At 44.0% G+C, this 23,362-nt stretch carries 25 protein-coding genes; 6 read left to right on the forward strand and 19 right to left on the reverse strand.

The features are described from left to right. Nucleotides 1-9: 9 nt before the first annotated feature. The 5 genes from HGH90_RS26910 to HGH90_RS26930 all read right to left on the reverse strand — a co-directional run bounded on the left by HGH90_RS26910 (nucleotide 10) and on the right by HGH90_RS26930 (nucleotide 6,228). A complete protein-coding gene (locus tag HGH90_RS26910) occupies nucleotides 10-2,484 on the reverse strand; it encodes an outer membrane beta-barrel family protein (protein WP_168767148.1) in 2,475 nt (824 codons plus the stop codon). A gap of 362 nt (nucleotides 2,485-2,846) precedes the next feature. Continuing rightward, the gene (locus HGH90_RS26915; RefSeq protein WP_168767149.1) at nucleotides 2,847-3,779 is read right to left on the reverse strand and encodes a DUF2167 domain-containing protein; all 933 of its coding nucleotides are present in this window, start codon (nucleotides 3,777-3,779) and stop codon (nucleotides 2,847-2,849) included. Nucleotides 3,780-3,944: 165 nt separating this feature from the next. After that, on the reverse strand, nucleotides 3,945-4,376 hold the full coding sequence (locus tag HGH90_RS26920) for a hemerythrin domain-containing protein (RefSeq protein ID WP_168767150.1): 432 nt from the start codon (nucleotides 4,374-4,376) through the stop codon (nucleotides 3,945-3,947). Nucleotides 4,377-4,385: 9 nt separating this feature from the next. Next, complete coding sequence (locus HGH90_RS26925) at nucleotides 4,386-5,687, reverse strand: prolipoprotein diacylglyceryl transferase (protein ID WP_168767151.1); 1,302 nt, start codon at nucleotides 5,685-5,687, stop codon at nucleotides 4,386-4,388. A gap of 127 nt (nucleotides 5,688-5,814) precedes the next feature. Beyond that, the gene (locus tag HGH90_RS26930; RefSeq protein WP_145674926.1) at nucleotides 5,815-6,228 is read right to left on the reverse strand and encodes a BrxA/BrxB family bacilliredoxin; all 414 of its coding nucleotides are present in this window, start codon (nucleotides 6,226-6,228) and stop codon (nucleotides 5,815-5,817) included. Nucleotides 6,229-6,467: 239 nt separating this feature from the next. On the opposite strand from HGH90_RS26930, the gene HGH90_RS26935 reads away from it, so the two are divergent. Next, nucleotides 6,468-6,920 (forward strand): Hsp20/alpha crystallin family protein, encoded by a 453-nt coding sequence (locus tag HGH90_RS26935; RefSeq protein WP_169192318.1) that lies wholly within the window; start codon nucleotides 6,468-6,470, stop codon nucleotides 6,918-6,920. 186 nt (nucleotides 6,921-7,106) lie between these two features. Beyond that, nucleotides 7,107-7,940, forward strand: a complete 834-nt coding sequence (locus HGH90_RS26940) for a hypothetical protein (protein ID WP_168767153.1) — start codon at nucleotides 7,107-7,109, stop codon at nucleotides 7,938-7,940. A 376-nt stretch (nucleotides 7,941-8,316) separates the two neighbouring features. Here the strand turns inward: HGH90_RS26940 and HGH90_RS26945 are convergent, their stop codons facing one another. Together HGH90_RS26945 and HGH90_RS26950 are read right to left on the reverse strand one after the other, a co-directional pair. After that, complete coding sequence (locus HGH90_RS26945) at nucleotides 8,317-9,723, reverse strand: arginine decarboxylase (protein WP_145674920.1); 1,407 nt, start codon at nucleotides 9,721-9,723, stop codon at nucleotides 8,317-8,319. A gap of 252 nt (nucleotides 9,724-9,975) precedes the next feature. Further along, complete coding sequence (locus HGH90_RS26950; protein WP_169192319.1) at nucleotides 9,976-10,614, reverse strand: WbqC family protein; 639 nt, start codon at nucleotides 10,612-10,614, stop codon at nucleotides 9,976-9,978. 415 nt (nucleotides 10,615-11,029) lie between these two features. Between HGH90_RS26950 and HGH90_RS26955 the strand changes: the two genes are divergently transcribed. Continuing rightward, nucleotides 11,030-11,485 carry an LEA type 2 family protein gene (locus tag HGH90_RS26955; RefSeq protein WP_169192320.1) on the forward strand — a complete coding sequence of 152 codons (456 nt, stop codon included), beginning with the start codon at nucleotides 11,030-11,032 and terminating at the stop codon, nucleotides 11,483-11,485. Here HGH90_RS26955 and HGH90_RS26960 read toward each other — a convergent pair. The 3 genes from HGH90_RS26960 to pyrE are packed head-to-tail and all read right to left on the reverse strand — an operon-like array spanning nucleotide 11,471 to nucleotide 13,153. Continuing rightward, on the reverse strand, nucleotides 11,471-12,052 hold the full coding sequence (locus HGH90_RS26960) for a hypothetical protein (protein ID WP_169192321.1): 582 nt from the start codon (nucleotides 12,050-12,052) through the stop codon (nucleotides 11,471-11,473). The two genes, HGH90_RS26955 and HGH90_RS26960, sit on opposite strands and share 15 nt — an antisense overlap. Nucleotides 12,053-12,090: 38 nt before the next feature. Next, nucleotides 12,091-12,468, reverse strand: coding sequence for a heavy-metal-associated domain-containing protein (locus tag HGH90_RS26965; RefSeq protein WP_169192322.1), 378 nt, complete (start codon nucleotides 12,466-12,468; stop codon nucleotides 12,091-12,093). A gap of 49 nt (nucleotides 12,469-12,517) precedes the next feature. Further along, the gene (gene pyrE, locus HGH90_RS26970) at nucleotides 12,518-13,153 is read right to left on the reverse strand and encodes an orotate phosphoribosyltransferase (protein WP_168767158.1); all 636 of its coding nucleotides are present in this window, start codon (nucleotides 13,151-13,153) and stop codon (nucleotides 12,518-12,520) included. 148 nt (nucleotides 13,154-13,301) lie between these two features. On the opposite strand from pyrE, the gene HGH90_RS26975 reads away from it, so the two are divergent. Further along, nucleotides 13,302-13,919, forward strand: coding sequence for an NUDIX hydrolase (locus HGH90_RS26975; protein ID WP_168767159.1), 618 nt, complete (start codon nucleotides 13,302-13,304; stop codon nucleotides 13,917-13,919). Between the two features lie 50 nt (nucleotides 13,920-13,969). On the opposite strand, the gene HGH90_RS26980 is transcribed toward HGH90_RS26975, so the two are convergent. The 4 genes from HGH90_RS26980 to HGH90_RS26995 are packed head-to-tail and all read right to left on the reverse strand — an operon-like array spanning nucleotide 13,970 to nucleotide 16,337. Continuing rightward, nucleotides 13,970-14,401 carry a hotdog fold thioesterase gene (locus HGH90_RS26980; protein WP_168767160.1) on the reverse strand — a complete coding sequence of 144 codons (432 nt, stop codon included), beginning with the start codon at nucleotides 14,399-14,401 and terminating at the stop codon, nucleotides 13,970-13,972. 15 nt (nucleotides 14,402-14,416) lie between these two features. Further along, complete coding sequence (coaD, locus tag HGH90_RS26985; protein ID WP_168767161.1) at nucleotides 14,417-14,893, reverse strand: pantetheine-phosphate adenylyltransferase; 477 nt, start codon at nucleotides 14,891-14,893, stop codon at nucleotides 14,417-14,419. Between the two features lie 29 nt (nucleotides 14,894-14,922). After that, the gene (locus HGH90_RS26990; protein ID WP_168767162.1) at nucleotides 14,923-15,477 is read right to left on the reverse strand and encodes an RsmD family RNA methyltransferase; all 555 of its coding nucleotides are present in this window, start codon (nucleotides 15,475-15,477) and stop codon (nucleotides 14,923-14,925) included. Beyond that, nucleotides 15,468-16,337 (reverse strand): DUF3822 family protein, encoded by an 870-nt coding sequence (locus tag HGH90_RS26995; RefSeq protein ID WP_168767163.1) that lies wholly within the window; start codon nucleotides 16,335-16,337, stop codon nucleotides 15,468-15,470. The genes HGH90_RS26990 and HGH90_RS26995 overlap by 10 nt, the downstream gene beginning before the upstream one ends. A 139-nt stretch (nucleotides 16,338-16,476) precedes the next feature. On the opposite strand from HGH90_RS26995, the gene HGH90_RS27000 reads away from it, so the two are divergent. Further along, nucleotides 16,477-17,808 carry an MATE family efflux transporter gene (locus tag HGH90_RS27000; RefSeq protein ID WP_168767164.1) on the forward strand — a complete coding sequence of 444 codons (1,332 nt, stop codon included), beginning with the start codon at nucleotides 16,477-16,479 and terminating at the stop codon, nucleotides 17,806-17,808. 7 nt (nucleotides 17,809-17,815) lie between these two features. On the opposite strand, the gene HGH90_RS27005 is transcribed toward HGH90_RS27000, so the two are convergent. The 5 genes from HGH90_RS27005 to HGH90_RS27025 all read right to left on the reverse strand — a co-directional run bounded on the left by HGH90_RS27005 (nucleotide 17,816) and on the right by HGH90_RS27025 (nucleotide 21,958). Then, nucleotides 17,816-18,571 (reverse strand): hypothetical protein, encoded by a 756-nt coding sequence (locus tag HGH90_RS27005; RefSeq protein ID WP_168767165.1) that lies wholly within the window; start codon nucleotides 18,569-18,571, stop codon nucleotides 17,816-17,818. 91 nt (nucleotides 18,572-18,662) lie between these two features. Further along, nucleotides 18,663-19,013 carry a dihydroneopterin aldolase gene (locus tag HGH90_RS27010; protein WP_168767166.1) on the reverse strand — a complete coding sequence of 117 codons (351 nt, stop codon included), beginning with the start codon at nucleotides 19,011-19,013 and terminating at the stop codon, nucleotides 18,663-18,665. Between the two features lie 89 nt (nucleotides 19,014-19,102). Then, nucleotides 19,103-20,053, reverse strand: coding sequence for a thioredoxin-disulfide reductase (trxB, locus tag HGH90_RS27015; RefSeq protein ID WP_168767167.1), 951 nt, complete (start codon nucleotides 20,051-20,053; stop codon nucleotides 19,103-19,105). Between the two features lie 18 nt (nucleotides 20,054-20,071). After that, nucleotides 20,072-20,953, reverse strand: coding sequence for a DUF4249 domain-containing protein (locus tag HGH90_RS27020; protein ID WP_168767168.1), 882 nt, complete (start codon nucleotides 20,951-20,953; stop codon nucleotides 20,072-20,074). Nucleotides 20,954-21,100: 147 nt separating this feature from the next. Continuing rightward, complete coding sequence (locus HGH90_RS27025; protein WP_012793808.1) at nucleotides 21,101-21,958, reverse strand: RNA polymerase sigma factor RpoD/SigA; 858 nt, start codon at nucleotides 21,956-21,958, stop codon at nucleotides 21,101-21,103. 330 nt (nucleotides 21,959-22,288) lie between these two features. On the opposite strand from HGH90_RS27025, the gene HGH90_RS27030 reads away from it, so the two are divergent. Beyond that, nucleotides 22,289-23,305: a threonine aldolase family protein gene (locus HGH90_RS27030; RefSeq protein WP_168767169.1), complete on the forward strand. Its 1,017-nt coding sequence runs from the start codon at nucleotides 22,289-22,291 to the stop codon at nucleotides 23,303-23,305. The last annotated feature ends 57 nt before the right edge of the window (nucleotides 23,306-23,362 follow it).

Below are 23,362 nucleotides of genomic sequence, written 5' to 3' on the forward strand. Positions count from 1 at the left end.
AAAACCATCTTAGTTCCCACCTTTTACACGGCTCTGCTCTGCTTCCAACCCGGTTTGACGGGTGCGGGCCGCCTTTACATTAGTGTTACCAAAGCGGTAGTTGAAGCTTAAACGCACCTGCCGTGAATCCCACCTGCTGGCAATCGCAGTATATCTGCCCTCATTGTTGAAATCACCCCGGAAGTAGTTAGTCCTGAAAATATCACTCACATTCAGTTTCACTGATCCTTTATTCTTCAACACTTTTATGGAGGCGCCCAGATCCAGTGAACTCATCGCCTTCATTTTAAATAACCCTTCCTCGGTTACCTGGGGAGATACATAGAAGAAGGTAGCTTCTGCAGCAACTTTTTTAGTAATGGTAAAGGTGTGCTGCGTACGGCCAAAGAAGGCAGCAGAAGCAGTTTTCACAGTATTGTTATTCACAACTGTCTGGAAATTGGAATAAGAAACAGATAATGTGGTAAAGCTCGTCCACCATTTTGTGATAGGCATTGGCATAGATACATTCAGGTTGAAATTATCTGATTTCGCCACGTTCATGTACTTGTAACGCAGGATGGAACTATCGCCGGTAGATTTATCAACATCTGCTTCCAGCAGTCGGGTCATCATGTCTTTAGTATGTGAATACCCAAGGGACGTGATCAGGAATTGTTTGAATGTATGAGTGATTTCAAAGTTGTTGGAATATTGTGGTTTCAGATAAGGATTACCGGCTTCTTTGGTATACCTGTCGAGGTAAAACTCAAACGGATTAAGATCGTCGTAACTCGGACGCTGAATGCGGCGGCTATACGTTAAACCGAACGTATTATTCTTATTCATGTTATACGTCAGTGCCATGCTGGGAAACAGGTTAAAATAAGTAGAATCATTTTTTACTTGCACCGGCTGTTGCGCTTTCTGTGATGTAGAGCTACCCGAAATATGCGTCTGTTCCCCGCGAAGCCCCAGCTGTACACCAATCTTTTTAAACTGCCTGTTATAATTGATGTAAGCGGCATTGATATTTTCCTTATAGATAAAGTGATTGGTACGGTTTTCATCCAACATCCAGTTACCCATTCTGAGAGAATCGAAGCGGGCGTTATTATCGCTGGTCACAAAACTTACTTTCGCGCCCACTTCCAGCTTAGCCTGATTTTTCAGCGGTTGGGTATAATCTATTTTTGCTGTTTTGATGTCAATCGTTGATGGCTGGTTAGAACGGGAAGTATCGCTGCCCAGCAATGCTTTTTCATTGGCACCCCGTGAAAAGGCGTATAAATTGGTTAGCTGGTGGTTGGTATTCCGGGCATAGTCCAGGTCAACATTCAGCTCTCTGCCGGTAGAATCCAGCACGCCGCGGTAGTTAATATTATAGGCACCCCTTTTCCATTTTCCATCATAATCAGTATTTGTGCTCAGGGTAGAATCCACCCGTTGTCCGTTACCAATAAGCGTGTTGGCATAGGTTGGGAAAAAACGGTGCCTTGCAGACAGGTCTACCATTACCCCGATGGTATGTCCTTTACTGATAAAGTAATCTGCCCCTATTTTTCCGCCCTGGGAGTTTGATTTTTGTGTCATGCTGTTAGACTGATCGTATACCTTCGGTTGGCCATTTTCCATATAGGAACGGTAAACAGTAAGTTCCTGATGGTTTTCCCAATGGCTATAATTATAGGAACCGAATACGTTCACTTTAGCATTGCGGTGATTCAGGTTCAGGCCACCATTGTAGCGGGGCCGCTCCCCTTGTATGCCTCCGAGATTTATACTGCCATTGGTTCCGTAGTTGGAATTCTTTTTTAGTTTTATGTTGATGATCCCCGCATTGCCGGCTGCATCATATCTGGCGGAAGGATTTGCAATCAGCTCAATCTGGTCGAGATTAGCAGCTGGCATGCTTTTGAGCAGCTCGGCAACGTCCTGGGAGGTCATATTGGTTGGTTTGCCATCTATCATAATTACCACGCCCGCCTTGCCTTTCATTGAAATGTTACCATCTTTATCGACAGTAATGGTAGGCGACTTTTCCAATACTTCCATCGCCGAACCACCGGAAGCGGTAATGCTGTTTTCTACGTTCACCACCATTTTGTCGGCTTTCTGTTCTACAAAAGGCCGGCGGGCGGTAACATCAATGCCTTTCAATGCTTTGGAAACTGCTTCCAGGCCCACAGCTGGTACATTTACACGGCTGTTACCTACTTCAAAGGCAGGGCTGTAGGCTTTGTTCATACCTACTGATACTGCGGCTATCAGATATCGGCCCTGTTTCACCTGCTCAAATTCATACTTACCGTTTATATCTGCAATCGCTCCTTTTACCAGCGATGAATCTTTTGCTTTCAATAATGTCACCGTAGCAAACTCTACCGGATTGTTTCCATTTTGGGTGATTTGACCCGCTACCCCTGGGGCATTTTGGGCAACTGTCGTTAAAGCTGTGGTTAACATGCTCATTGATAACGCGAAAGCTTTAAAACCTGGTTTCATATAAGGTTGATTTAGAGTGTTTTAGATGTTGTTTGGTTTGATAGTTTATTTCTTTAGAACCTTAGCTCATATACTACAGTGGTTAAACTACTACATTAGATTAACTACTACGATGTAAAAGTAGGTATTATGCATTACACAGTACATAGCATTACACAAACGGTTTATAGAAAGGTATGAACGGTAAAAAGTTTGATGGGACGATAAAAAGACGACTAAGGAAGGGTTATGTTACAAAAAAGGCAAGAAAGCGTAAAGCTGAAAGCAAAAAGCTATTATATAGTATGACCAGCGCGATTTTTTTATTATTCGCCAAGATTATACTGTATAATAGCTTTTTGCTTTCAGCTTTACGCTTCCGCCTAATTCAAACGCTCATCTATCATCTTACGATAGGTAGGTTTACGACGGTGGTGATGATAATATTGCATAACATATACAAATAATACCATACATAGAGATACCAATACTGTTAATAATATACTCCGTAATCCAGACAAGAGTTTGTCGACAGACAGGAGGCTGTTGCTCACCATAGTGATTTCAGGGGTCCATTGGGCGGCGACGTCTGTCCTGGGATTAAAATCGGTGTAGCTATTTCCAGCGGAAAAACGGGCAGCGGCCGTCACCAACTCCATCTGTTTCCGCAAACGAGCCATATCCGTAGGTTTACCAACAGCAGTAAAACATAATGCACCATTTCTGCTCAGAAACCGGACCTCATAATTCAGTATAGCAGGTTGCTTGTCGGCAAAATGCAATACCCTGGCCCAGTGAAGGGAATGATTTTTTTTATCGAAATAGGGAGGAAAAGCCCAGTCCATACTATTGATCGTCCCTTCTCCATGCCGGGTGCGCAATACATTATAGTTTTTCAACTCCTCCTTCATAGTATATAACAACCGGCTATAATTGATCTTTCCCGCCTCCTGTTCGTCCAGGTGGCCGGAAGGCTCAAACGAAATCACAAATCCACTGAAATCTTTGTCTGTAGGCGCGGTCTTGGGAGGCAACAATACCCCCAGCATATTCGGATCCTCCGGATTGCCCCATATGTTTTCCACCAATAACCGGCTTTGCCGTGCATCCAGCAAACGATATCCATCAGGGACACACAAAATAGCTCCCTGACCAAGCTCTTGTTCACCTACCTTATAAGTAAAAGAAGCTGCAATTATTTCCGATGAGTCCAGCTTGTCATATTTACTAAGACTGTCTTCTCTCGATAATCCCAACACCTGGAGGCTTACAGATAAGCAGCAACACATGATGAAGCTATAATATAACGTACGCATAAAACTATTTAAATAGCCACAGGTTACTACCAGCTCAACAAACAAGGAGAAACAATAAATATCAGGATAGTAGACAGACCAATATTAGGGATTCTCAGTGCGATTATAACTCTAATGAAAAATTAATACTTCTCGAAAAGTTGTACAATAACACGTTCAATACATTTATTGATTTTCCAGTTGTAATGCATCCAGGAGTTGCGGTAATTCGCGTTGCAGTAATTCGAAAAACTCCCGTTCTTCTTTCCGTATATGTGCTTCCAGGCTTCTGGCCAACGCGTCCATTGCGGTGTCCAGGTCAACACTGTCGGTAAGTGTGCTGTACATCCGGGATATTACCAGGTGTTCTTCCTGTAATTCCTTTATCATGGCGTCGATAGCCACATTTTTCCCAATGCATTTTTCAAAAAGATATTCTTCTTTCTGTATATGGGGTACCATTAGTTCCTGGAATACCTTAACGATATATTCAAATCTGGCTTGGGTTTCTAATGGAAACCCTTCATAGGGTGCCGCATCTTTTTTCAGGTAGCGGCATACGAATAAAAGACGCTTGTGTTCGTGCGACAGAGGTAATAGAGACGAGTGACGTTGCATAAATTATTATCAGGAAAGCTTATTGGACCCAGCATTATTTTTACGGTAGATGGTAATCAGTACGATACCACCAATAACCAGGAGCGTAGAAATAATCTCCGCCTGTGTGGGATGATAGCCGAAAATATCATAGCGGGTATCTACCCGAATCTTTTCGATAAAAAACCGCTCAATGCCATTTAATATCAGGTATATGCCAAACAGCACACCTGGTATTTTTACTTTTTTACGAATAGCCCAAAGCACAAGGAATAAAACCAGACATCCCAATATTTCATATAACGGCGTGGGATATACGGCAATGGGTAGCACCTTACAGTACTGTCCGTCGCAACCAGCCAGTTGCACGCCCTCTTTTATTACGTTATGGGGATAGCCGTAGGCAAAAAACCAGTCCGGTAAAAAGCCCAGGGCAGCTGGCTTCTCAAAAGCGGCATGTGGTATTTTATCAATACTGGGATATTGTTGCTGGAAGAAAGCGGCATTCTTCTGTACGGCCTCGTTGAAGTTGGCCGTCGCCATCTTTACGGTATGCCCTGTGTTGGTATCAATAGTATAGGCGCTGTTATAAATTCCCCAGTCGCCATCTCCGGAAAAATGGCAACCCATTCTTCCAATCGCATACGCCAGCATCAATGCCGGCGCTGCACTGTCGATGAGAGCACGGATATTTATCTTCCTTTTTTTAGCATAGCTGAGAATTACGATGGTGGCCACAATTAACCCTCCATAAAAGGTGAGCCCGCTGAACGACAATAAGGCGCCTACCGGGTCTTGTACGAAGTCGTTCCAGTTTTCGAGATTGTGAAAAATTTTAGCGCCCAGCAAACCGGCAATGGCAGCCATTACGATAATATCCGGCACCCGCTGATGAGGCATCACCAACACCGTATGCTCTTCAGGCTTGGCTTTCGCCGTTTTCTTTTTGGAATAGTATTTATACCCTCCCATGGCAGCTGCCAGCAATATACCGGCAAACAGACTACCCTGGCCGGAAAACACAAAACCTTGTAAGTCCTGGGAAGCCGTGTCCCAATTAAAGAATATACCGAGAATTTTGTATCCAAGCAGAAAACCCACCACGGCATTGCCAATAATCTCCCCCTGGGAAGCGGGCAACCCCGTTACTATCTTTTCGGGAATGCCGATCAGCAGCCCCAGTTGTTCACGGCGTTTTAACTCACGCGTTAAAATATAAGCCCCCGCCAGGAAAGCGATGGCCACAAAAAAACCAAACGTCTGGAAAATCTTTAAAAATGGTAATTCTAAGCCGAGCAGATCTCTGAACGCGTAATATAGATTAGGATACATAGCCGTAAAAAAATTGGTGATCTGAGTTTTCCTATGAACAAAGCCGAATTTAATCAAAAGGAAAATCAAACCACCAAAGTACGATGCAATTTCGAATTTCTAAGTTGGATTTTAGAAATGTGAATATTTAGCAATACTGTTCGAATGCGTCCAGCAGGTTGGCTGCAATCATTTGTGCAGACCGTCCTTCAATCATATGACGTTCAATCATGTGTACCAATTCACCATTCTTAAATAAAGCAATCGCTGGAGAAGAAGGGGGATAAGGCATCAGGTGGGTACGGATTTGTTTAACCGCCTCACCGTCAAAACCTGCAAAACTGGTCGTCAGTCTGTCTGGTTTCTTTTCGCTGTGTGCTACCGCCATTAATACACCCGGACGGGCAGTACCTGCCGAACAGCCACATACAGAGTTGATAACCACCAGGGTAGTTCCGTCTTTCTGCAATGTAGTGTCAACACTTTCCGGCGTGAGCAATTCTTCAAAGCCGTTATCTGTCAATTCTGCCTTCATGGGCATTACTAGTTCCGCTGGATACATATAATTAGAGTTTTTTCTGTTTATATTTTTTACAAAGTTAAATATATACCCGGAAAAAGTAAAAAAATGGATACTCACATAGACTTTTTGACATAAAAAATACAATACAAACGACATTATGTCACAATCTGTAACGTTTTTACTAACAAAATAGCAGTTTTACTGGCATGGTATCCCATTTGATTTGTACCGGGTATCAAAACAAAAATTGATTTCACTAAAAAAAATTTATAGCAACTATGACACACATTAAATTTAACCACAGCCCGCTTCCCAAAACATTTGGTGGATTTGTAGAAGACATTCTCAATGGAGGATTGAATAAGTATGTAAAAGATGATTTTCTGACCAACGATTATTTTACCACTCATCCTCCGGTAAACATCGTAGAAACACCAGAAGCGTTCCTGCTTGATGTAGTAGCTCCCGGATTTTCTAAAGAAGACTTTAAGATCAGCGCCGACGATAAGGCGATTACCATCAGCGCAGAAAAGAAAACCGAAGCTAAGAATGAAACCGACAAGCAGGTACGCCGGGAATTCAACTTCAAATCTTTCAAACGCTCCTTCACTATCAGTGAACTGGTAGACGCTGGCAAGATCAACGCAAAATACGATAACGGTATCCTGAAAGTAACCCTTGGCAAAAAGGAAAACAAACAGGACACCCCTAAAGAAATAGTAGTGGAATAAGGGAAGCAGGTTCCCGTAAGGGAACTTGGTAACAGTAGGGTTTAAAAAGGTTGCTCTGTATAGAGCAGCCTTTTTTTATTGTCTGCCAGACGCTCATATTACATTTTTCTATTGTGTAGAATTCACACAAACGTTGAATCTCTTCTAGTTGATTAAAGAATAATTTGCCTGCCTAAGCACCTACTAATGGCAAAGCGCTTCCAACAAGGTTGGTTATTCATAAAAAATATCTACTTAAACGCAGAAAAGGCGGTAATTGGCCATGTGATCCTTCACACCCCAAACACTTATGAACAGGCAAAGATCAAACTCATCTTTGATTATGCATTCTTCTATGCGGTACTGCTCATGAGTTTACTGTTCATCAATATGCTTAGCATGAACAGGGTGAATATGATACTCATCCCGGTGATGATCGGTATTCTTATAGGCTGCCTGATGTTGCTCAGAAAGGGAGTAGCGGCTAAGAAAGTGGGGCTGCTCACTTCTATGACCACGCTCATCATTCCTATCATTTCATCTTTTCTCAACAACCAGGACCTAAGCCCCAAGTACACACTGATATGGATTATGAGCATCCTGCTCTGCTACATTACAGCCAACCTCGCAGCCACACTGTTATGGAGCCTTATCCTCTGCACTTACCTGGTAACGATAGCCTATGTTAAACTCAATAATATTGCGGTGTATGTAAGCCCCGGCTATTCACCCGTTTTTCAATACCTGGCTAATCCGCTGATTGTGGGCATGTACCTGCTGTTTCTTATCAGGGCGCTCGGACAATATTACCGGAACATTATCTCCCTGGAGCAAAAAAGAACAGCCGAAAAACAACAACAGCACCTTTCCCTGATTAATCAACATTTAACCAAACAGTTTCTGCTGGTAAAAGGATTTTCCCGCTCAGGGAAATCTGCCTTCCTGAAAGGAGAGACGGAATTCCTGGAAGCCTGTTTTACAGAAATCGAAAAACAATGTGGTACTGCTATTGATTTCCTGAATGAACCCGGCGAAATGTAATCTTACACATCTGTGTTATACCACCTTAAATGCTATTGAAACCTTTCGATGGATATGGATGAGTAAATATTACCATTTGTCCTATTTTGGACCAACATGATAATAAATTATTGCTTTAGCCGGTTGTTTGATCAAAAAGAGATTAGAAAAAATTACAACTTTCGGGGCTTATCAGTGCTATAGGATAACCCTATCTTCGCGCTATCAAATTCATCACCTATTTTCCTTATGCCGATGAATATTATTTATAACCTATGCCATGATGGGCTTTCAATAAAATGAAAGCCTTTTTTTTATTATACTGAGAGAAAAAAATGAAAAAAATAAGCCCCCCGAATAATCGGGGGGCTTTCAGTAGGATTACTAACCCATTTTTTTAATAACCCAAAATCTTTAACATACTCTGAGAAGTTTGTTCTTTCGCATATAACCAATCCTTCAACTGGCCATTTTTATCGTATCCCACAATCACATGCTTGGGGGAAGGAATCAGGCAGTGCTTGATCCCTCCATAGCCGCTCAATTGATCCTGGTAAGCGCCTGTATGGAAAAATCCGATATACAGTGGCTCCCCAGACGCCTGTTGCTTAGGCAGGAATACGGCGTTAATATGTTCTTCAGATGTATAAAAATCGTATCCGTCACAGGTAAGTCCGCCAAGATGTACTTCCTGGTATTCCTGGTCCCATTTATTAATCGGCAACATCAGGAATTTTTCCCCGATCCCCCAGGTATCAGGCAAGGTAGTAATGAAAGAGCTATCGATCATGTACCATGACTCGCGATCATTCTGCATTTTCTCTCCTACTACGCTATAGATCACGGCGCCGCTTTCACCTACAGTAAATGAGCCAAACTCTGTGTAAATATTCGGTACAGGTACCTTGTTCTTTTTACACATGCTCTTGATATTGGCCACAATCTCGTTTACGATATAATTATAGTCATAATCGAAACCAAGAGAGTGTTTGATAGGGAACCCACCGCCTATGTTAATGCTATCCAGTTCAGGACAGATTTTTTTTAGCTGGCAGTAGAGATTCATTACACGGTTAAACTGGCTCCAGTAATAAATATCATCCTTAATCCCCTTATTCATAAAGAAGTGCAGCATCTTGAGCTCAAACTTCTCATTACCTTTTATTTTATCCACGTAATATTCCAGGATATCACGCGGAGGAATGCCCAGGCGGGAGGTATAAAAGTCAAAGCTAGGCTCTTCTTCTGCTGCCACACGTATTCCCAGTTTCACTTTATCCTTATCCTTGATCCGAACGTTTCTCTTATAATCTTCCAGCTCTTCCTTGTTATCCAGAATAGGCAGCACATTCTTAAATCCACTGTTGATCAGCCTGGAGATAGCCCGTGTGTAGGCCTTGGTCTTAAACCCGTTGCAGATAATGTAAGTATCCTTACTGATCTTCTTACGCTCATACAACTTATTGACAATGTCGATATCGTAGGCAAAGGAAGTTTCAATATGAACACCATGCTTCAACGTTTCCTCCATAATAAAGGAGAAATGTGAACTTTTAGTACAGTAGCAATAAAAGTATTCTCCATCGTACCTGTTCTTTTTAATGGCGTCCTGGAACATCTTCTTAGCCTTGTTGATCTGCATTCCGATCTTAGGAAGGAAGGTCAACTTAAATGGAGTTCCGTACTTGTCAATCAATGCCTTAATATCCAGACCATTAAATTCCAGGTAGTTGTCTTTTACTTCAAAGCCCTCCTGGGGAAATTCAAAAGTCTGCTTAACCAGGTCTGTGTAGGTGTTGTTCATTTAGTACTGCAAATGAATTTTAGGAATTAGTAATAGAAAAAAATATCAGGATAACAATCCATTTTTCCCTCACTGGGAAACTCCTGGTTTACACACCTACGTCAGTTCGAACCCCAGCAAAATAGGTTGCAAATCTAAATATTTTGTTGATTGCCACCCTAATTTTTTTCGGGAGGTATTGATTTTACAGGCCTCATTACCCTGGCAAATATACAGACAATTACAAATCAATAAGTTAAATAATATTAAACACTATTTTCCACTGCCCTCCTGCAGTACTTTTAATGCCTGTTTTCCTTCACAAAAAAGCAGGTCGAGGCAGCTTAATCCCGGGAGAAATCCGGTACGTTCCTGGAATACCTGGGTGTACAAAGCAGGCCCTCCCGTAACTACCGGTCCCGGCAGTATCGTATCCCGGGCATCTGTCACTCCGCTGGTTTCCTTTTGATAACTTTCGGTAAAGGTAATCGGCACGACAATGCCGAGCTTGCTATTCATCCATTCAAAACAAGCCAGGTTCCAATCCAGCAAATATTTAAATTCCTGCTCATATAACTCCTGCAAATCCGCTTCATAATATTCAAACCAGGGAGAGCGACGATAAGCAGACACCAGCGTTTTCCAATGCAAACTCTGCCATTTTTCCTCATTGCTGATCCTCACATCCTTCATCACGGTCCGCTGGTTCTTCCCCCGGGTCAAGGGCACACTCAAAATCATTCGTCCATTTGGGCCCGCTACATAACAACGGTTCCTGTAACTCAGCTTTTGATAGTGTTCATATTTCTCAATCTGTAATATATCGTGGTTTAATAAAGTTTTATATGAATCAATGGGTGGAAAATACTGAGATTCAATTAATAATACTCTCATTTTTGCAGTCGCTGTCATAATGTCAAATTTTTAAAACCAGGTACCCGAACATTCCCCTTTTTACCTGGCGTTTACTTCAAGTCAGTTACTTAACAATTTACTTTAAGTAATTGGTTAAGAATTCATAGCATTTATAATAATATGCTAATAAAATTAGTAGCTTTTACTTTAGTCAAAAAGTCTCCGGAATGCAAAAATACTAAAGAAATTAGTCGCTTTTTCGTTCATTTTTAGCGAACACAGGAAGGAATGCTAAGATAACATATTCTCCTAAAGAAAGTTTTTATTTATATGTATTTAATGCATCATTCTTTTAAGCCACTTCTGCCATTGAAAACGGGGTATCGTTAAAAGTTTCCCAATTCAACTATCCCGTTTTGAGAACTAAAAGCTTTGCAGTAGGTTTGGGTAAATTTAAATTACCGGCTTACTGATGAAACTGCTTAGATTAATATTGGCCATTTTTATTGTTTGGGGACTAGCAAGCTCTTGCGAAAAAAACAAGGATATTCAGTTTGTAAGGGTAGCTGGTGTGAGTATGGACGAGTTCGGTATGTCTAAAAGTATTGTACGGCTGACGTTGGCATATTACAATCCCAATAGTTACCGGCTCCAGTTAAAAGATGCCGACTTCGATCTCTTTTTTGATGACACCCCGGTAGGTCATTCTATCCAGGATTCTACCATCGCCATACCTGCCAGGGATACTTTTTACTTCCCGGTAAAACTAGAAGTAAATATGGGCAACATTTTCAAAAATGCCATGTCCGCCTTCTCCAATAAAGAAGTAACCATCCGGGCCAACGGCCGCTGTAAAGTAGGTAAAGGAGGCATCTTTCTCCCCTTCCCGATTAAATGCGAAACCAAACAAGCCTTAAATTTCTTCTGATCCCGTTCGCTTTAATAAGTCAATAATTTCCATAATATGACTGCTTTCTGTGGCGCTTCTTAACGGCGACAGTTGAAGCTCTTTCCGCAATGCATTCAGATCCTGCAGCAAATTACCTGTCAATAACCGGTGCCGTTCTGCTACCCGGTAAGCGAGGGCCGTTTTAAGCGCTGTAGCTTTTACCCGGAAGGTATGAGGACTATAGCGCCCTGGATGAAGATGGATATACAACTGCTGGTCAGCCGCTATCCGTAATATCCAACGGGAGGTATCCGACAATACCACCGTGGCATACCCCTGTTGCCGTACCAGGAAAGCGGCATAAGCCGTTTTTTCGTAGATCCTTCGTTCCTGTAACCAGTTTCTGACTTTATTGAAAATAGTGGTGGTATCCAGCTCCCCGGCATACATATCCATCTGGGAATTGCCCAGCGCCAGTAATTTTTGGCGGATTTCGGATGGCTCCGATTGTAAAAGCGTATGCTGGAGCGCAGCGAGATGATGCTTCAGCGGGTTAAAAAGTATGGGAATAGGAGTAGGTTTAAAAGCGGAAAGTATATAACACAACAGCCTTTAACTGGGTTAAAGGCTGTTGCTGTTATTCATTAATGCTTTTTCTTGGGATCCATACCACCGCCGTCTTCCGGCTTCTTACAGCAGGTAGGCAGTTTGGCATAAGATTCAGGATTAGCAGTTACATTATCTGCATCGTATCCCGCATTGGCAATACCTGTCTTGATATTCTCAATATTGGTACGGTCGGTCCAGTATTTTACCGTGGTAATATGCTTTTTGAAGTCTACCTTCACGGCCTGTACGCCTTCTTCGTGCGACATATACCTTTCAATACGGTTTTTGCACGATTCGCATTGCACGGTAGGTGTGCTGATCTTTACGGTTTCGATGGACTTCTGTTTCTGTTGTGCCATGGTCATGCCCACACTGGCAAACAGGAATAACACGACTAATTTTAGGATACGCATAGTTGTAATATTATACCCGAATATACAAAAAAAGTGATATACCATTGAACTAACGGCCCCACTGATCCGGAGCGGCTCTCCAGGCTTGCAGGGTGCTGATTTCATCGGTAGAAACAATACCTTTTTCTTCTGCCAGCGCAATCATTGCATTGTAATTGCTGAGCGAATGGAAAGGAACTCCGGCTGCTTCGAACGCTTTTACCGCTACATCAAATCCGTAATTGAAGATAGACACCATGCCAATAACTTCGCCGCCGGCAGCACGAATAGCCTGTACTGCTTCGAGGCTGCTTTTACCGGTAGAAATCAGGTCCTCTACCACCACTACCGGCTGACCAGGTTGCAATACGCCTTCAATTTGGTTGCCCATGCCATGTTCTTTAGGCTTGGATCTTACATAAATAAAAGGAAGTTTTAGTTGATCAGCTACCAGCGCTCCGTGCGGAATACCCGCCGTAGCTACACCGGCAATTACTGCCGCGTCAGGAAAAGTTTCAAATACCAGGTTGCACAACTCAGATTTAATATAGTCACGCACGTAAGGATAAGATAAAATCTTCCTGTTATCGCAATAGATCGGCGATTTCCAGCCGGAAGCCCATGTAAAGGGTTGGGCAGGACTTAATTTTACGGCCTGCACCTGCAGTAATTTTTCTGCAACTTGTTTTTCGCTTACTTTATTCATACAATCGCCAAAAGTACTTGTTTTTTTTAAGAGCAGAAAGCGGAAAGCAGAAAGCAAAAAGCTATTAAAGCGAAGTATCTATGCAGGTCGTCATCCGCTTTAATAGCTTTTTGCTTTCTGCTTTCCGCTTTCTGCTTAAATTTGCGGCATGCAAGAAAACATTACGATCTATCTCAACGAGCGACCTCTTCTACTAACCGCGGATACAGCGATGCCGGCACACTTTACCCATGCTAAAGCGTATAATAATCCCGACCCAGAGAAAATGGAAAGTGTGTTACAGAAACTGGAAAATGGGAAAAAAGATGCGGCGGTTTTCATCGCGCCGGATGTAAAAAAACTCTTTAAAAAGGTGTCTCTGCATTTTACTACCTTGGTGGCTGCAGGTGGATTAATTACCAATCCTGCCGGGGAAGTGCTGATGATGTTCCGCAGGGGAAAGTGGGATTTGCCTAAAGGTAAACGTGATCCCGGGGAAGACCTGGAGATTTGTGCCCTGCGGGAAGTGGCGGAGGAAACCGGTTTACATACCGTTTCCCTGGAAAAGAAAATTACGGAAACATTTCACTATTACCCGATGAAAAATAAGAAGGTATTGAAACATACCTATTGGTACCGTATGCACTTTACCGGTACAGAACTGACGGTACCTCAGATTGAAGAAGACATCCAGGACCTGCAATGGATCAGACCTGAAAACGTGGATAAATACTTGAAGTACTCCTACGAAAATATCAGGGAAGTTTTCAGGGCAGCACATATTTAAGCACCAGGTTCATTTGGAATCATCTTTCCAGATGAACCTGTACTGCCTGTTTACTTTTTGGCCAGGATGGCTACGGTGAGCCGGCTTACGCAAACCAGCCGGTGCTGGTCGTCTGTAATACGAATATCCCATACATGGCTGTTGGCCCCTATATGCAAAGGACGGGCGCAGGCATGTACATACCCGCTTCTTACCCCTCTCACATGGTTGGCATTAACTTCCATTCCAACGCAAATCTGTTTTTCGGGGTTGATAATGAGCCCTGATGCCATGCTGCCCACGGTTTCCGCCAAGGCAGCAGAGGCGCCGCCGTGCAACAATCCATAAGGTTGTACGGTTCTATGATCTACCGGCATCATCATTTTCAGGTAATCCGGTCCTATCTCGGTAAACTCCATTCCCAAAACAGTGGCCATGGTAGCTTCTCCCATCTCATTCAAATCATCCAGCGAAATTTTTGTATTGTGCCAGATCGTTTTCATATCTACTACTTTAAGTTATTGCTTAATACGCCTGATGCCTTCCATCACTACTTCCGGCAGGAAAGGAGCCACATCTCCGCCATAGCGGTGAATATCCCTTACCAGCGTGGAGGCAATACTGGAATACTGTGGTACAGTGGTCAGGAAAATGGTTTCTATGCCCGGAGCTATCGTCCGGTTCACATCGGCAATCGCCTTTTCATATTCGAAATCACTGACATAACGGATACCCCGGAGAATAAAACGGGCGCCCAGCTGCTTACAAAAGTCAATCGTTAACCCCGAATAGGAAGCCACTTCCACCCGGGGATCATCTTTATAAATTTCTTTAATCCACGCTATCCGCTCTTCCAGTGCAAACATCGGCGTTTTGTTGCTGTTTACACCAATGCCGACCACCAGGCGGTCAAACAAATCGAGCCCGCGGTTAATTACATCCGTATGTCCCAGTGTAATGGGATCGAATGTACCTGGGAATAAACAAATCCTCATGATAGTGGTATTGATTTAAATAATATCTGTCAACGTTTGAGCGCCTCCCGGTTGATAAAAATGGAGAAAACCGTAGCCCCATAATTTCTTTCAGAACGGTAATAGGAGTAATCCTTGAATTTCTCATGCTGCGTATGTTCTACCACCAGCCAACCTTCCGGATGCAGTAATCCCCTTTCAAATACCAGCAATGGCAACTGATCCAGCGTTTCCATCATATAAGGCGGGTCTGCAAAAATCAGATCAAATTGCTCTGTACACTGCTGGAGGTATTTAAAAACATCCATTTTTACCGTTTTCAGGGTAGTAATTCCCAGCGATTGCGCCGTTTTGCCGATAAAGGCCGCCATGGCCGGATCTTTTTCAACAACGGTAATATCGGTAGCTCCCCTCGAAGCCAGTTCATAGCTGATACTCCCGGTGCCGCCAAACAGGTCCAGTGCTTTCAGCGCCGAAATATCCAGGTTGTTTTCAAGAATATTAAATAAACCGCCCTTGGCAATATCTGTAGTAGGACGGGTATGCGGCATTTTTGCCGGTGGTTGTATCCTTCTTCCTCCACTCGCTCCTCCAATTATACGCATAACGCTAACGCATATAGATTATGAAAATAATAACCAGGTATCTCCTGCATTTTAGTGATGTAGTGGAAACCCGGTAATCGTTGCATCCATTCCAGGCGCGGGATGAACTTGTACATTTCCTGGTATACGCCTGTATCGGTAGCCAGTACCCCTCCCAGCTTTACCTTCACCTGCTGTTCATCCAATCCTAACTGGCGCAAAGTACTTACCAGGGTGTATACCACATCCAATCCTGTTTCATAGTCCGACTCCTGTTGGATAAGGAGCTTTCCTTTCTCGTAGACAGTGAGTGTAAAGCATTGCTGTTGTACTTCTACAAAAGCCACCCCTTCGCTGGCGTGGAAATCCAGGTCCAGCGGATAGGCTTGCAACAGGGCAGAATTGGCATGAATTACCAGGTCTGTTGAAAACTCTTTTCTCAGGAAGCCCAACAGGTCTTTATCAACGCTGTAAACGTTGACCATGGGTAATTCGGGAAGAAGATCCGACAAGATGGCTTCTTGCATCTTTTCCGGCATGGCCAGATGCAGGTATTCTTTCTTCATGGACGGCATGTAATACAGGTGGGGCACCAATACGCCGCTACCGGTATTAAAGGCCAACAGTATAGATTTAAAAGCAGTAAACAACAGTTTGTCTGTATCAAATACATTCTCTATCATCTCCAGGTCGGCAAGGGCCATTTTCCGTGGGGTAAAATGATAGGACTTCAATGCCAGGAATTTCCTTACAGCCGGATCATACACCACATAACTAAAGGTGCCGCTTCCTACCAATACAAATAAATAGCAGGCCGTCAGGTCAGTTTCCAGCAGGGTTTCATCGTCTACTGTAAATGCAGGATGGATGTTATAAGCCACGGGCATAATTTACCTTTCAAATGAATTACAATAATAGTCTTTTTAGTTAATTGGTGGGGGCGTTTTGTTGTTTTATCAGGGGAGATGATCACCAGATTCCCATATATTTGTTTTTATACCCACAATCAGCAGAAGATACATGCAACTGGAAGTAACCACCCGGCAGATTATAAAGATAGCAGGACCTATATGCCTTGCCCTGATTATTCCACAAATCAATCATATTACAAATACCGCATTCCTGGGGCGATTGGGCGAATTTGAGCTGGCGGCCAACGGCATCGCCGGGATTTATTACCTGGTGATGTATATGATTGTGTATGGCCTCAACAACGGACTACAGGTGTTGATTGCCCGCAGAGCAGGACAGGGTCAGTATGCGGGTATCGGGCAATTGTTTTCCAACGGGATACAGGTGGGCCTTGTTTTCTCCCTGATTGCTATCCTGATTACGCTGCTGGCTGCTCCCTGGTTCTTTGCAAAAAGTTTGCACGACCAACATATCCTGTCAGCAGCGGTATCGTTTATCCGCATCCGTATCTGGGGACTCCCCTTCCTGATGTTGCTCAATATGGCCGATGCCTTTTATATTGGCAGCGGGCATCCTAAGATGTTGATTGTGATTTCCCTCTGCCAGGAAATGATGAACATTTTTTTTGATTACACCCTTATTTTCGGTAAGCTGGGATTACCCGCAATAGGCCTGAATGGCGCAGCCATAGCATCCATCATTGCTGAATTTACGGGTTGCCTGGTGGCTTGCAGTATGCTGTTTATCAAAGGTTACCACCGGAAATACAGCCTGTTTGGCTATTTGAGGGTTAACTGGGCTATTGTCCGGAATATCCTGGATGTTTCGGCGCCCCTGATTGTACAATTCCTTTTTAGCATTGGCAGCTGGTTTGTGTTTTTTATATTTATTGAACACCTGGGTGAAAGACCACTGGCCGTATCTAATATGCTCCGTAGTATTTTCGGGTTCTTCGGGATTTTTACGTGGTCGCTGGCCGCGGCCTGCAATACGATGGTCAGCAATGTGATCGGGCAGGGGAAGTCTGAACTGGTATTCAAAGCCATCCGGAAAATAGTGGGTATCAGTGTGATTTGCGCTACTACCGTATGTATCCTGGTCAACCTGTTTCCCTACACGTTGCTGCATATCTATACGAATAATGCCGACCTGATTACAGTGGCTATTCCATCCATACGGATCATTACCTTAAGTACCATTCTCATGGCGGTATCGGCAGTAACGATGAGTGGGGTAATTGGTACCGGTAATACCCGTATGAACCTGGTTACAGAAATCACGGCAGTAATAGGCTATATGCTCTATTGCGATATTGTGATAGAACGTATGCGCAGCGAGCTGCAATGGGCCTGGGGAGCCGATTTCATCTACTGGACTATCATTTTCGGGCTGAGTTACTGGTACCTGCGCAGCGGCAGGTGGAAAGGGAAAGAGATCTAACCGGTGTCTACTGGAGGTCGTCCAGCATTTTCCGGCAATCCACTTTGATACCGGCATCGTCCTGAGCGATATTGCGCAGCGTTAATGCCTTTTTGAGTACATCTATAGCTTTATCCTGCTGATCATTTTCTTTATAAGCGCGGGCCAGTTCGTAATAATTGAGGACAAATGCGGGGTCCAGCTGCCGGCATTTCTCGTAATTTGTGATGGCATTTTGCAGCGAGCCATCCGGCAGCCCGCCAAATAGCATTTTGGCAGCGCCCCTTTCAAAGGCATTTAAATTGGCCACTTCAAAATTCCATTTACCTAATACGTGATAACCTTGTGCCAGGGAGGGGTTGAATTTAATGGCCAGCTCGGCGTATTTCTTTACATCTTTGGAAGCAGCCACCTTATCCTTGGCACCGGAGATCAAGGCCATGCGCCCCATAGCGATAGCCATCGATAAATTGGCATCCGGGCTGTTTGGATTTACTTTCAGGGCCTGTAGTGCGTAACTTTTTGCCTGGTTATAATAGTTGACTTTATCTTCCTTATTTTTCTGCCGGTTGCCTATACGGGAACATAACTGGCTGGCCTGGTTCAGGGCATCCAGCTGAGCAGGCTGTATTTTCAGGATATCTTTATCTTTCTCGAATGCTTCACTTTCCTTCATTTGCTTCTCCAGCTGTTTGGCTTCTTCCACCATATCACTAACACTCTGAGCCTTTACAAATAAGGCTGCTGATAACAAAAAGCAAACTGCCATGATCCTCTTAAACATAGGACAGGTTTTTTCGTTGTTGAATAACTTAATGCTATAAATCTACGAAAATTACAAATGAGAAACATCATTCATATCCCAAAAACGGGAACTAATAATCTTTCTCCAGTGATACGAGAGAGTTACGGATACTGGCGCCCATAGGGGGATTCATTTTGCGCAGCGTAACGATACTATGTTGTATAGTGGGATAACGTTGTTTGAGTGCAGCCGACAGCTCATATACCACTTCCTCCAGCAGAGGGCGGGGAACCGCCATCACGGTTTGAGCGATTTCATAAATGCCCTGGTAGTTCACCGTTTCAGACAAGTCATCTACCGGCACGGTGCCGGGTATACGAACGGCAACATCCAGCATGAAGTAATTGCCAAGAATGGTTTCTTCCGGATATAAGCCGTGGTAGGCATAAAAGCTTGCCTGTTCGAGTGCAATGGTGAGCATTCAAAAAAATTAGTGCTGTTATTAACGGATTATCCGGACAACTGGTTACCAGAGTAACCGGTTATCCGGATAACATTCTAAAGTTAAAGTCAGGCGTGATGTTCTTTCGCTGACAGGTATCTTTCAGCATCCAGGGCTGCCATACATCCGCTACCAGCTGCTGTTACCGCCTGGCGGTAGATCTTATCCTGTACATCGCCGCAGGCAAATACACCTTCTACAGTAGTACGGCTGGAGCCGGGCACTGTTACGATGTAATCCTGTTCGTCCAGCTCCAGGTAATCTTTGAAGATGGCAGAATTAGGCTGGTGACCGATAGCCACAAAGAACGCGCTTACCGGAATTTCTTTCTTTTCCTTTGTTTTATTATTGAGGATCCTGATGGCTTCTACTTTATTATCACCCAATACTTCATCTGTTTCTGAATTCCAGTAAACGATGATATTGGATGTTTTCAGTACGCGGTCCTGCATTACTTTAGAGGCGCGCATTTCATGGCGGCGTACCAGCATATGTACTGTACTGCACATTTTAGAAAGGTACAGCGCTTCTTCTGCTGCGGTGTCGCCAGCTCCAACGATGGCTACTTCTTTACCACGGAAGAAGAAACCATCACATACGGCGCAGGCAGAAACACCGCTGCCATTGAGGCGCTGTTCTGACGGGAGTCCTAGCCATTTAGCGGAGGCGCCGGTAGCGATAATGATCGCGTCTGCGGTAATTTCTTTCTCCTCGTCGATGATTACTTTATAAGGCTGTTTGCTGAAGTCCACGGAGGTAGCTAAACCATAGCGGATATCAGCCCCCATACGGGTAGCCTGTTTTTCGAAATCAACCATCATTTCAGGGCCCTGGATACCTTCGGGATAGCCGGGATAGTTTTCTACTTCTGTGGTGATGGTTAATTGTCCTCCAGGTTGAATACCCTGGTATAATACTGGTTTAAGGTTGGCTCTTGCAGCATAAATGGCAGCGGTATAGCCGGCAGGTCCGGAACCGATGATCAATAAATGTACATGCTCTTGTTGCTTGTTTTCCATACTTTTTTTGCTGTATAATTACTTGCTTATAATAATTGTTTTATAGGTTGCCTGGTATCCGCCCCAGTAGCCTAATGCGCCGGGAATATTTCCCAATATTTTTATGGGCGATGAAAATGGATTCCCATTACTGTTAAATGCAAAGTCGAGTGTTCGCCAGAAGTCCCACGTTGCTTTGTCAATATTACAAAACTTGACGGTTACAGTATCGCCCGTGTTGAATAATGCATAAGTAGCAGCATTCAGCCGTTCATTTTTATTCACGCCGGCGTCCAGGGGAATTTCAAATGTTGTGCCGTTCACCAGCTTATCATCCAGCACGGAAGTGAGTCCGGGAAGAAATGTTTCGCTATTCCGGCTGGTAAAGTAGCGGGCATAGTTACCAAATGCCGGCGCATCGGTGATTTTCACCCAGAGGCGCACCTTATTATCGTAACCGTCTACCATTACGGAGTTGTACCACAAAGAGTCCAGTTTCATACCGGCGGTAGGTATGGTTGTCACTGCCTGGTATGTCTTATTGTCAGCACTGATTGTTAAAGTATAGGTGCCTGACACTTTTCCTGTAAAGAGGTTGGCAGCCGGCTGGTTGGTATCCGGCACATATGCAAAGAGCTTTAACTTACCGGTATCTACAGATTGTTCTACCAGCTTCATGGTTTTGCTGCCGTCGGAAACGGTGACGGTGGCATTGTGCACGAAGGAGTTTTGCAGGGTAGCCTGGTCTATCCGGGAAAAATAGCCAAGGCTATTGGTGAGTATTACCAGGGGATATGTTCCATCTTCGATCCGGCCTTCCACTACCAGTTGCGGCGCCTGTTGAGGCAGGTGAACGCTGATATCTTTTTCACAGGCGGAAAAGATCAGTGTAAGCAACGGGAAGAAGAGCCAATTACGCATAGACTGCAAAAATAAGGGGTGTGTACTAAAATAAGAACACCGGCCATGTATTTACAAGGCCGGTGTTCTTATAGAATAAAGAGGATTAGTAGATTTATTCAACTGGTCATGCCGCGATATAGCAGTATGGCCAATGGAGTAAAAGGATTATCCCAGATACGATTTCAGCGCGCCGCTATAACGGGCTTTTTGCAGCCTTTTGATAGCACGTTCTTTAATCTGCCTGATTCTTTCTTTTGTCAGATCATATTTCTGACCGATTTGTTCGATTGTTGCGCCGTTTTCACCATCCAGACCAAAGTAAGCATTCACAATTTCAGCTTCGCGGGGGCTCAGGGATTTCAGGACCCTGCGGATTTCCTCACGGAGTGAATCTCTCATAACGTCGTCGTCAGTAATATCTCCACCTTCCAGCAGATCGCCCATGGCAACGTCTTCGGCCTCGTGCACAGGTGCATCCAGTGACATGTGGCGGGTGTTGCTTTGGAAGATATTGTTTATTTCTGATTCAGACATTTCCAGGATTTCTGCGAGTTCCTCGGTAGAAGGTTCACGCTCGTTTTCCTGCTCAAATGCCATGTAAGCTTTGTTAGCTTTATTATAGGTGCCAATTTTGTTTTGCGGTAACCTGACAAGACGACCTTGTTCGGCTAACGCCTGCAGGATGGATTGGCGAATCCACCATACTGCATAAGAAATGAATTTGAAACCTTTCGTTTCATCGAAACGTTGTGCTGCCTTGATCAAGCCAAGATTACCTTCGTTAATAAGGTCACTGAGGCTAAGCCCCTGGTGCTGATACTGTTTTGCAACAGATACAACGAAACGTAAGTTTCCTGTAGTCAATCTTTCAAGAGCCTTTTGATCGCCCATTTTAATGCGCTGCGCCAAAACGGTCTCCTCTTCGGGTGTTAACAAAGGGATCTTCGAGATTTCCTGCAGGTATTTTTCTACCGCCTGCGAATCACGATTGGTGATCTGGGTGGCAATTTTAAGTTGCCTCATATGAAAAATTGTATTGGTTTATAAATAAAATAACAGCGAAAGAAAATTTTTGTTCGAATTTTTAAAAATTATTAACTTACAAAGTTTCCCGCGCTTTTATCGTTTTCTTCAAAAATAAGTCTGCAAAGATCGTGCTAACCAATCACTCTACCAAATCCTTCTTATATTTGTCAGCCTTATAACAAAATACAGTTTTAAAACGGAATTTTATAGTGCTTTAGTCCCCGTAAAAGGCTGCTTTATACAAATTTTAACAATTGATAAAGAATCACTATCAAATTAACATCTTAACTAATTTATGGGTTAAGGCGTTGCAAATTTTTCAATAAAATGATTGACTTTAGAAGCGACACTTTTACACGTCCCGGCCCTGGCATGTTGCAGGCTATGTTACAGGCAGAAACCGGTGATGACGTTTTCGGAGAAGACCCTAGTATCAACAAACTGGAAGCCATGATGGCAGCTTATTTTGGCAAAGCGGCAGCCTTGTACTGCCCTTCCGGCACAATGAGTAACCAGATTGCTATTAAAGTACATACGTTGCCAGGGGATGAAGTGGTTTGCAGCAATCTTGCGCATGTATATATTTATGAAGGAGGCGGCATTGCCTTCAACTCAGGCGCCCAGGTACATGCCATTATCGGCGACCGCGGCATGATCCGCGCCCCCCAGGTGGAAGCTGCGATTAACCCGGACGACGTACATAAAGCCCGCACCAGCCTGGTATGCCTGGAAAATACCTCCAATCGAGGCGGCGGATGTTGCTACGATTGGGAAGAAATGGAAAAAATCAAAGCCGTTTGCCAGGAGCATGGCCTGGCCCTCCACCTCGATGGAGCCCGCCTATTTAACGCATTGGTAGCCACGGGGCAGAATCCGGTGCAATACGGGCAATTATTTGACAGCATCTCCGTATGCCTCAACAAAGGCATGGGCTGCCCGATGGGCTCTGTATTACTTGGTAGTGAAGCATTTATAAAATCTGCCCGCCGTATCCGCAAAAAGTTCGGCGGCGGCCTGCGGCAGGCCGGCTACATGGCTGCCACCGGCATCTACGCCATGGAAAACAATATTGCCCGGCTGGCCGACGATCACCTGCACGCCAAACAAATAGCCCAGGCCCTGCTGGAAAAATCCTTTGTGGGTCATATGCTGCCGGTAGAAACCAATATCCTCATCTTTGAAGTTACTGGCGACTGGACGCCGCAATACTTTGCCGACTACCTTAAAAACGAAGATATCCTAGTGATGCCCATCTCTCCTACACAGGTCAGAATAGTCACCCATCTCGATATCACACCGGAAATGGTAGCGCGCACCTGCGAAATAATCGCAGAAATGGCGTAGTACCGGGGGAGATCCTCGTTCTTTTAATTTTCATCTCTCCCTAATCTCCGTTATTTT

This window comes from Chitinophaga sp. Ak27 (assembly GCF_012726295.1).
Taxonomy (GTDB): Bacteria; Bacteroidota; Bacteroidia; order Chitinophagales; family Chitinophagaceae; genus Chitinophaga.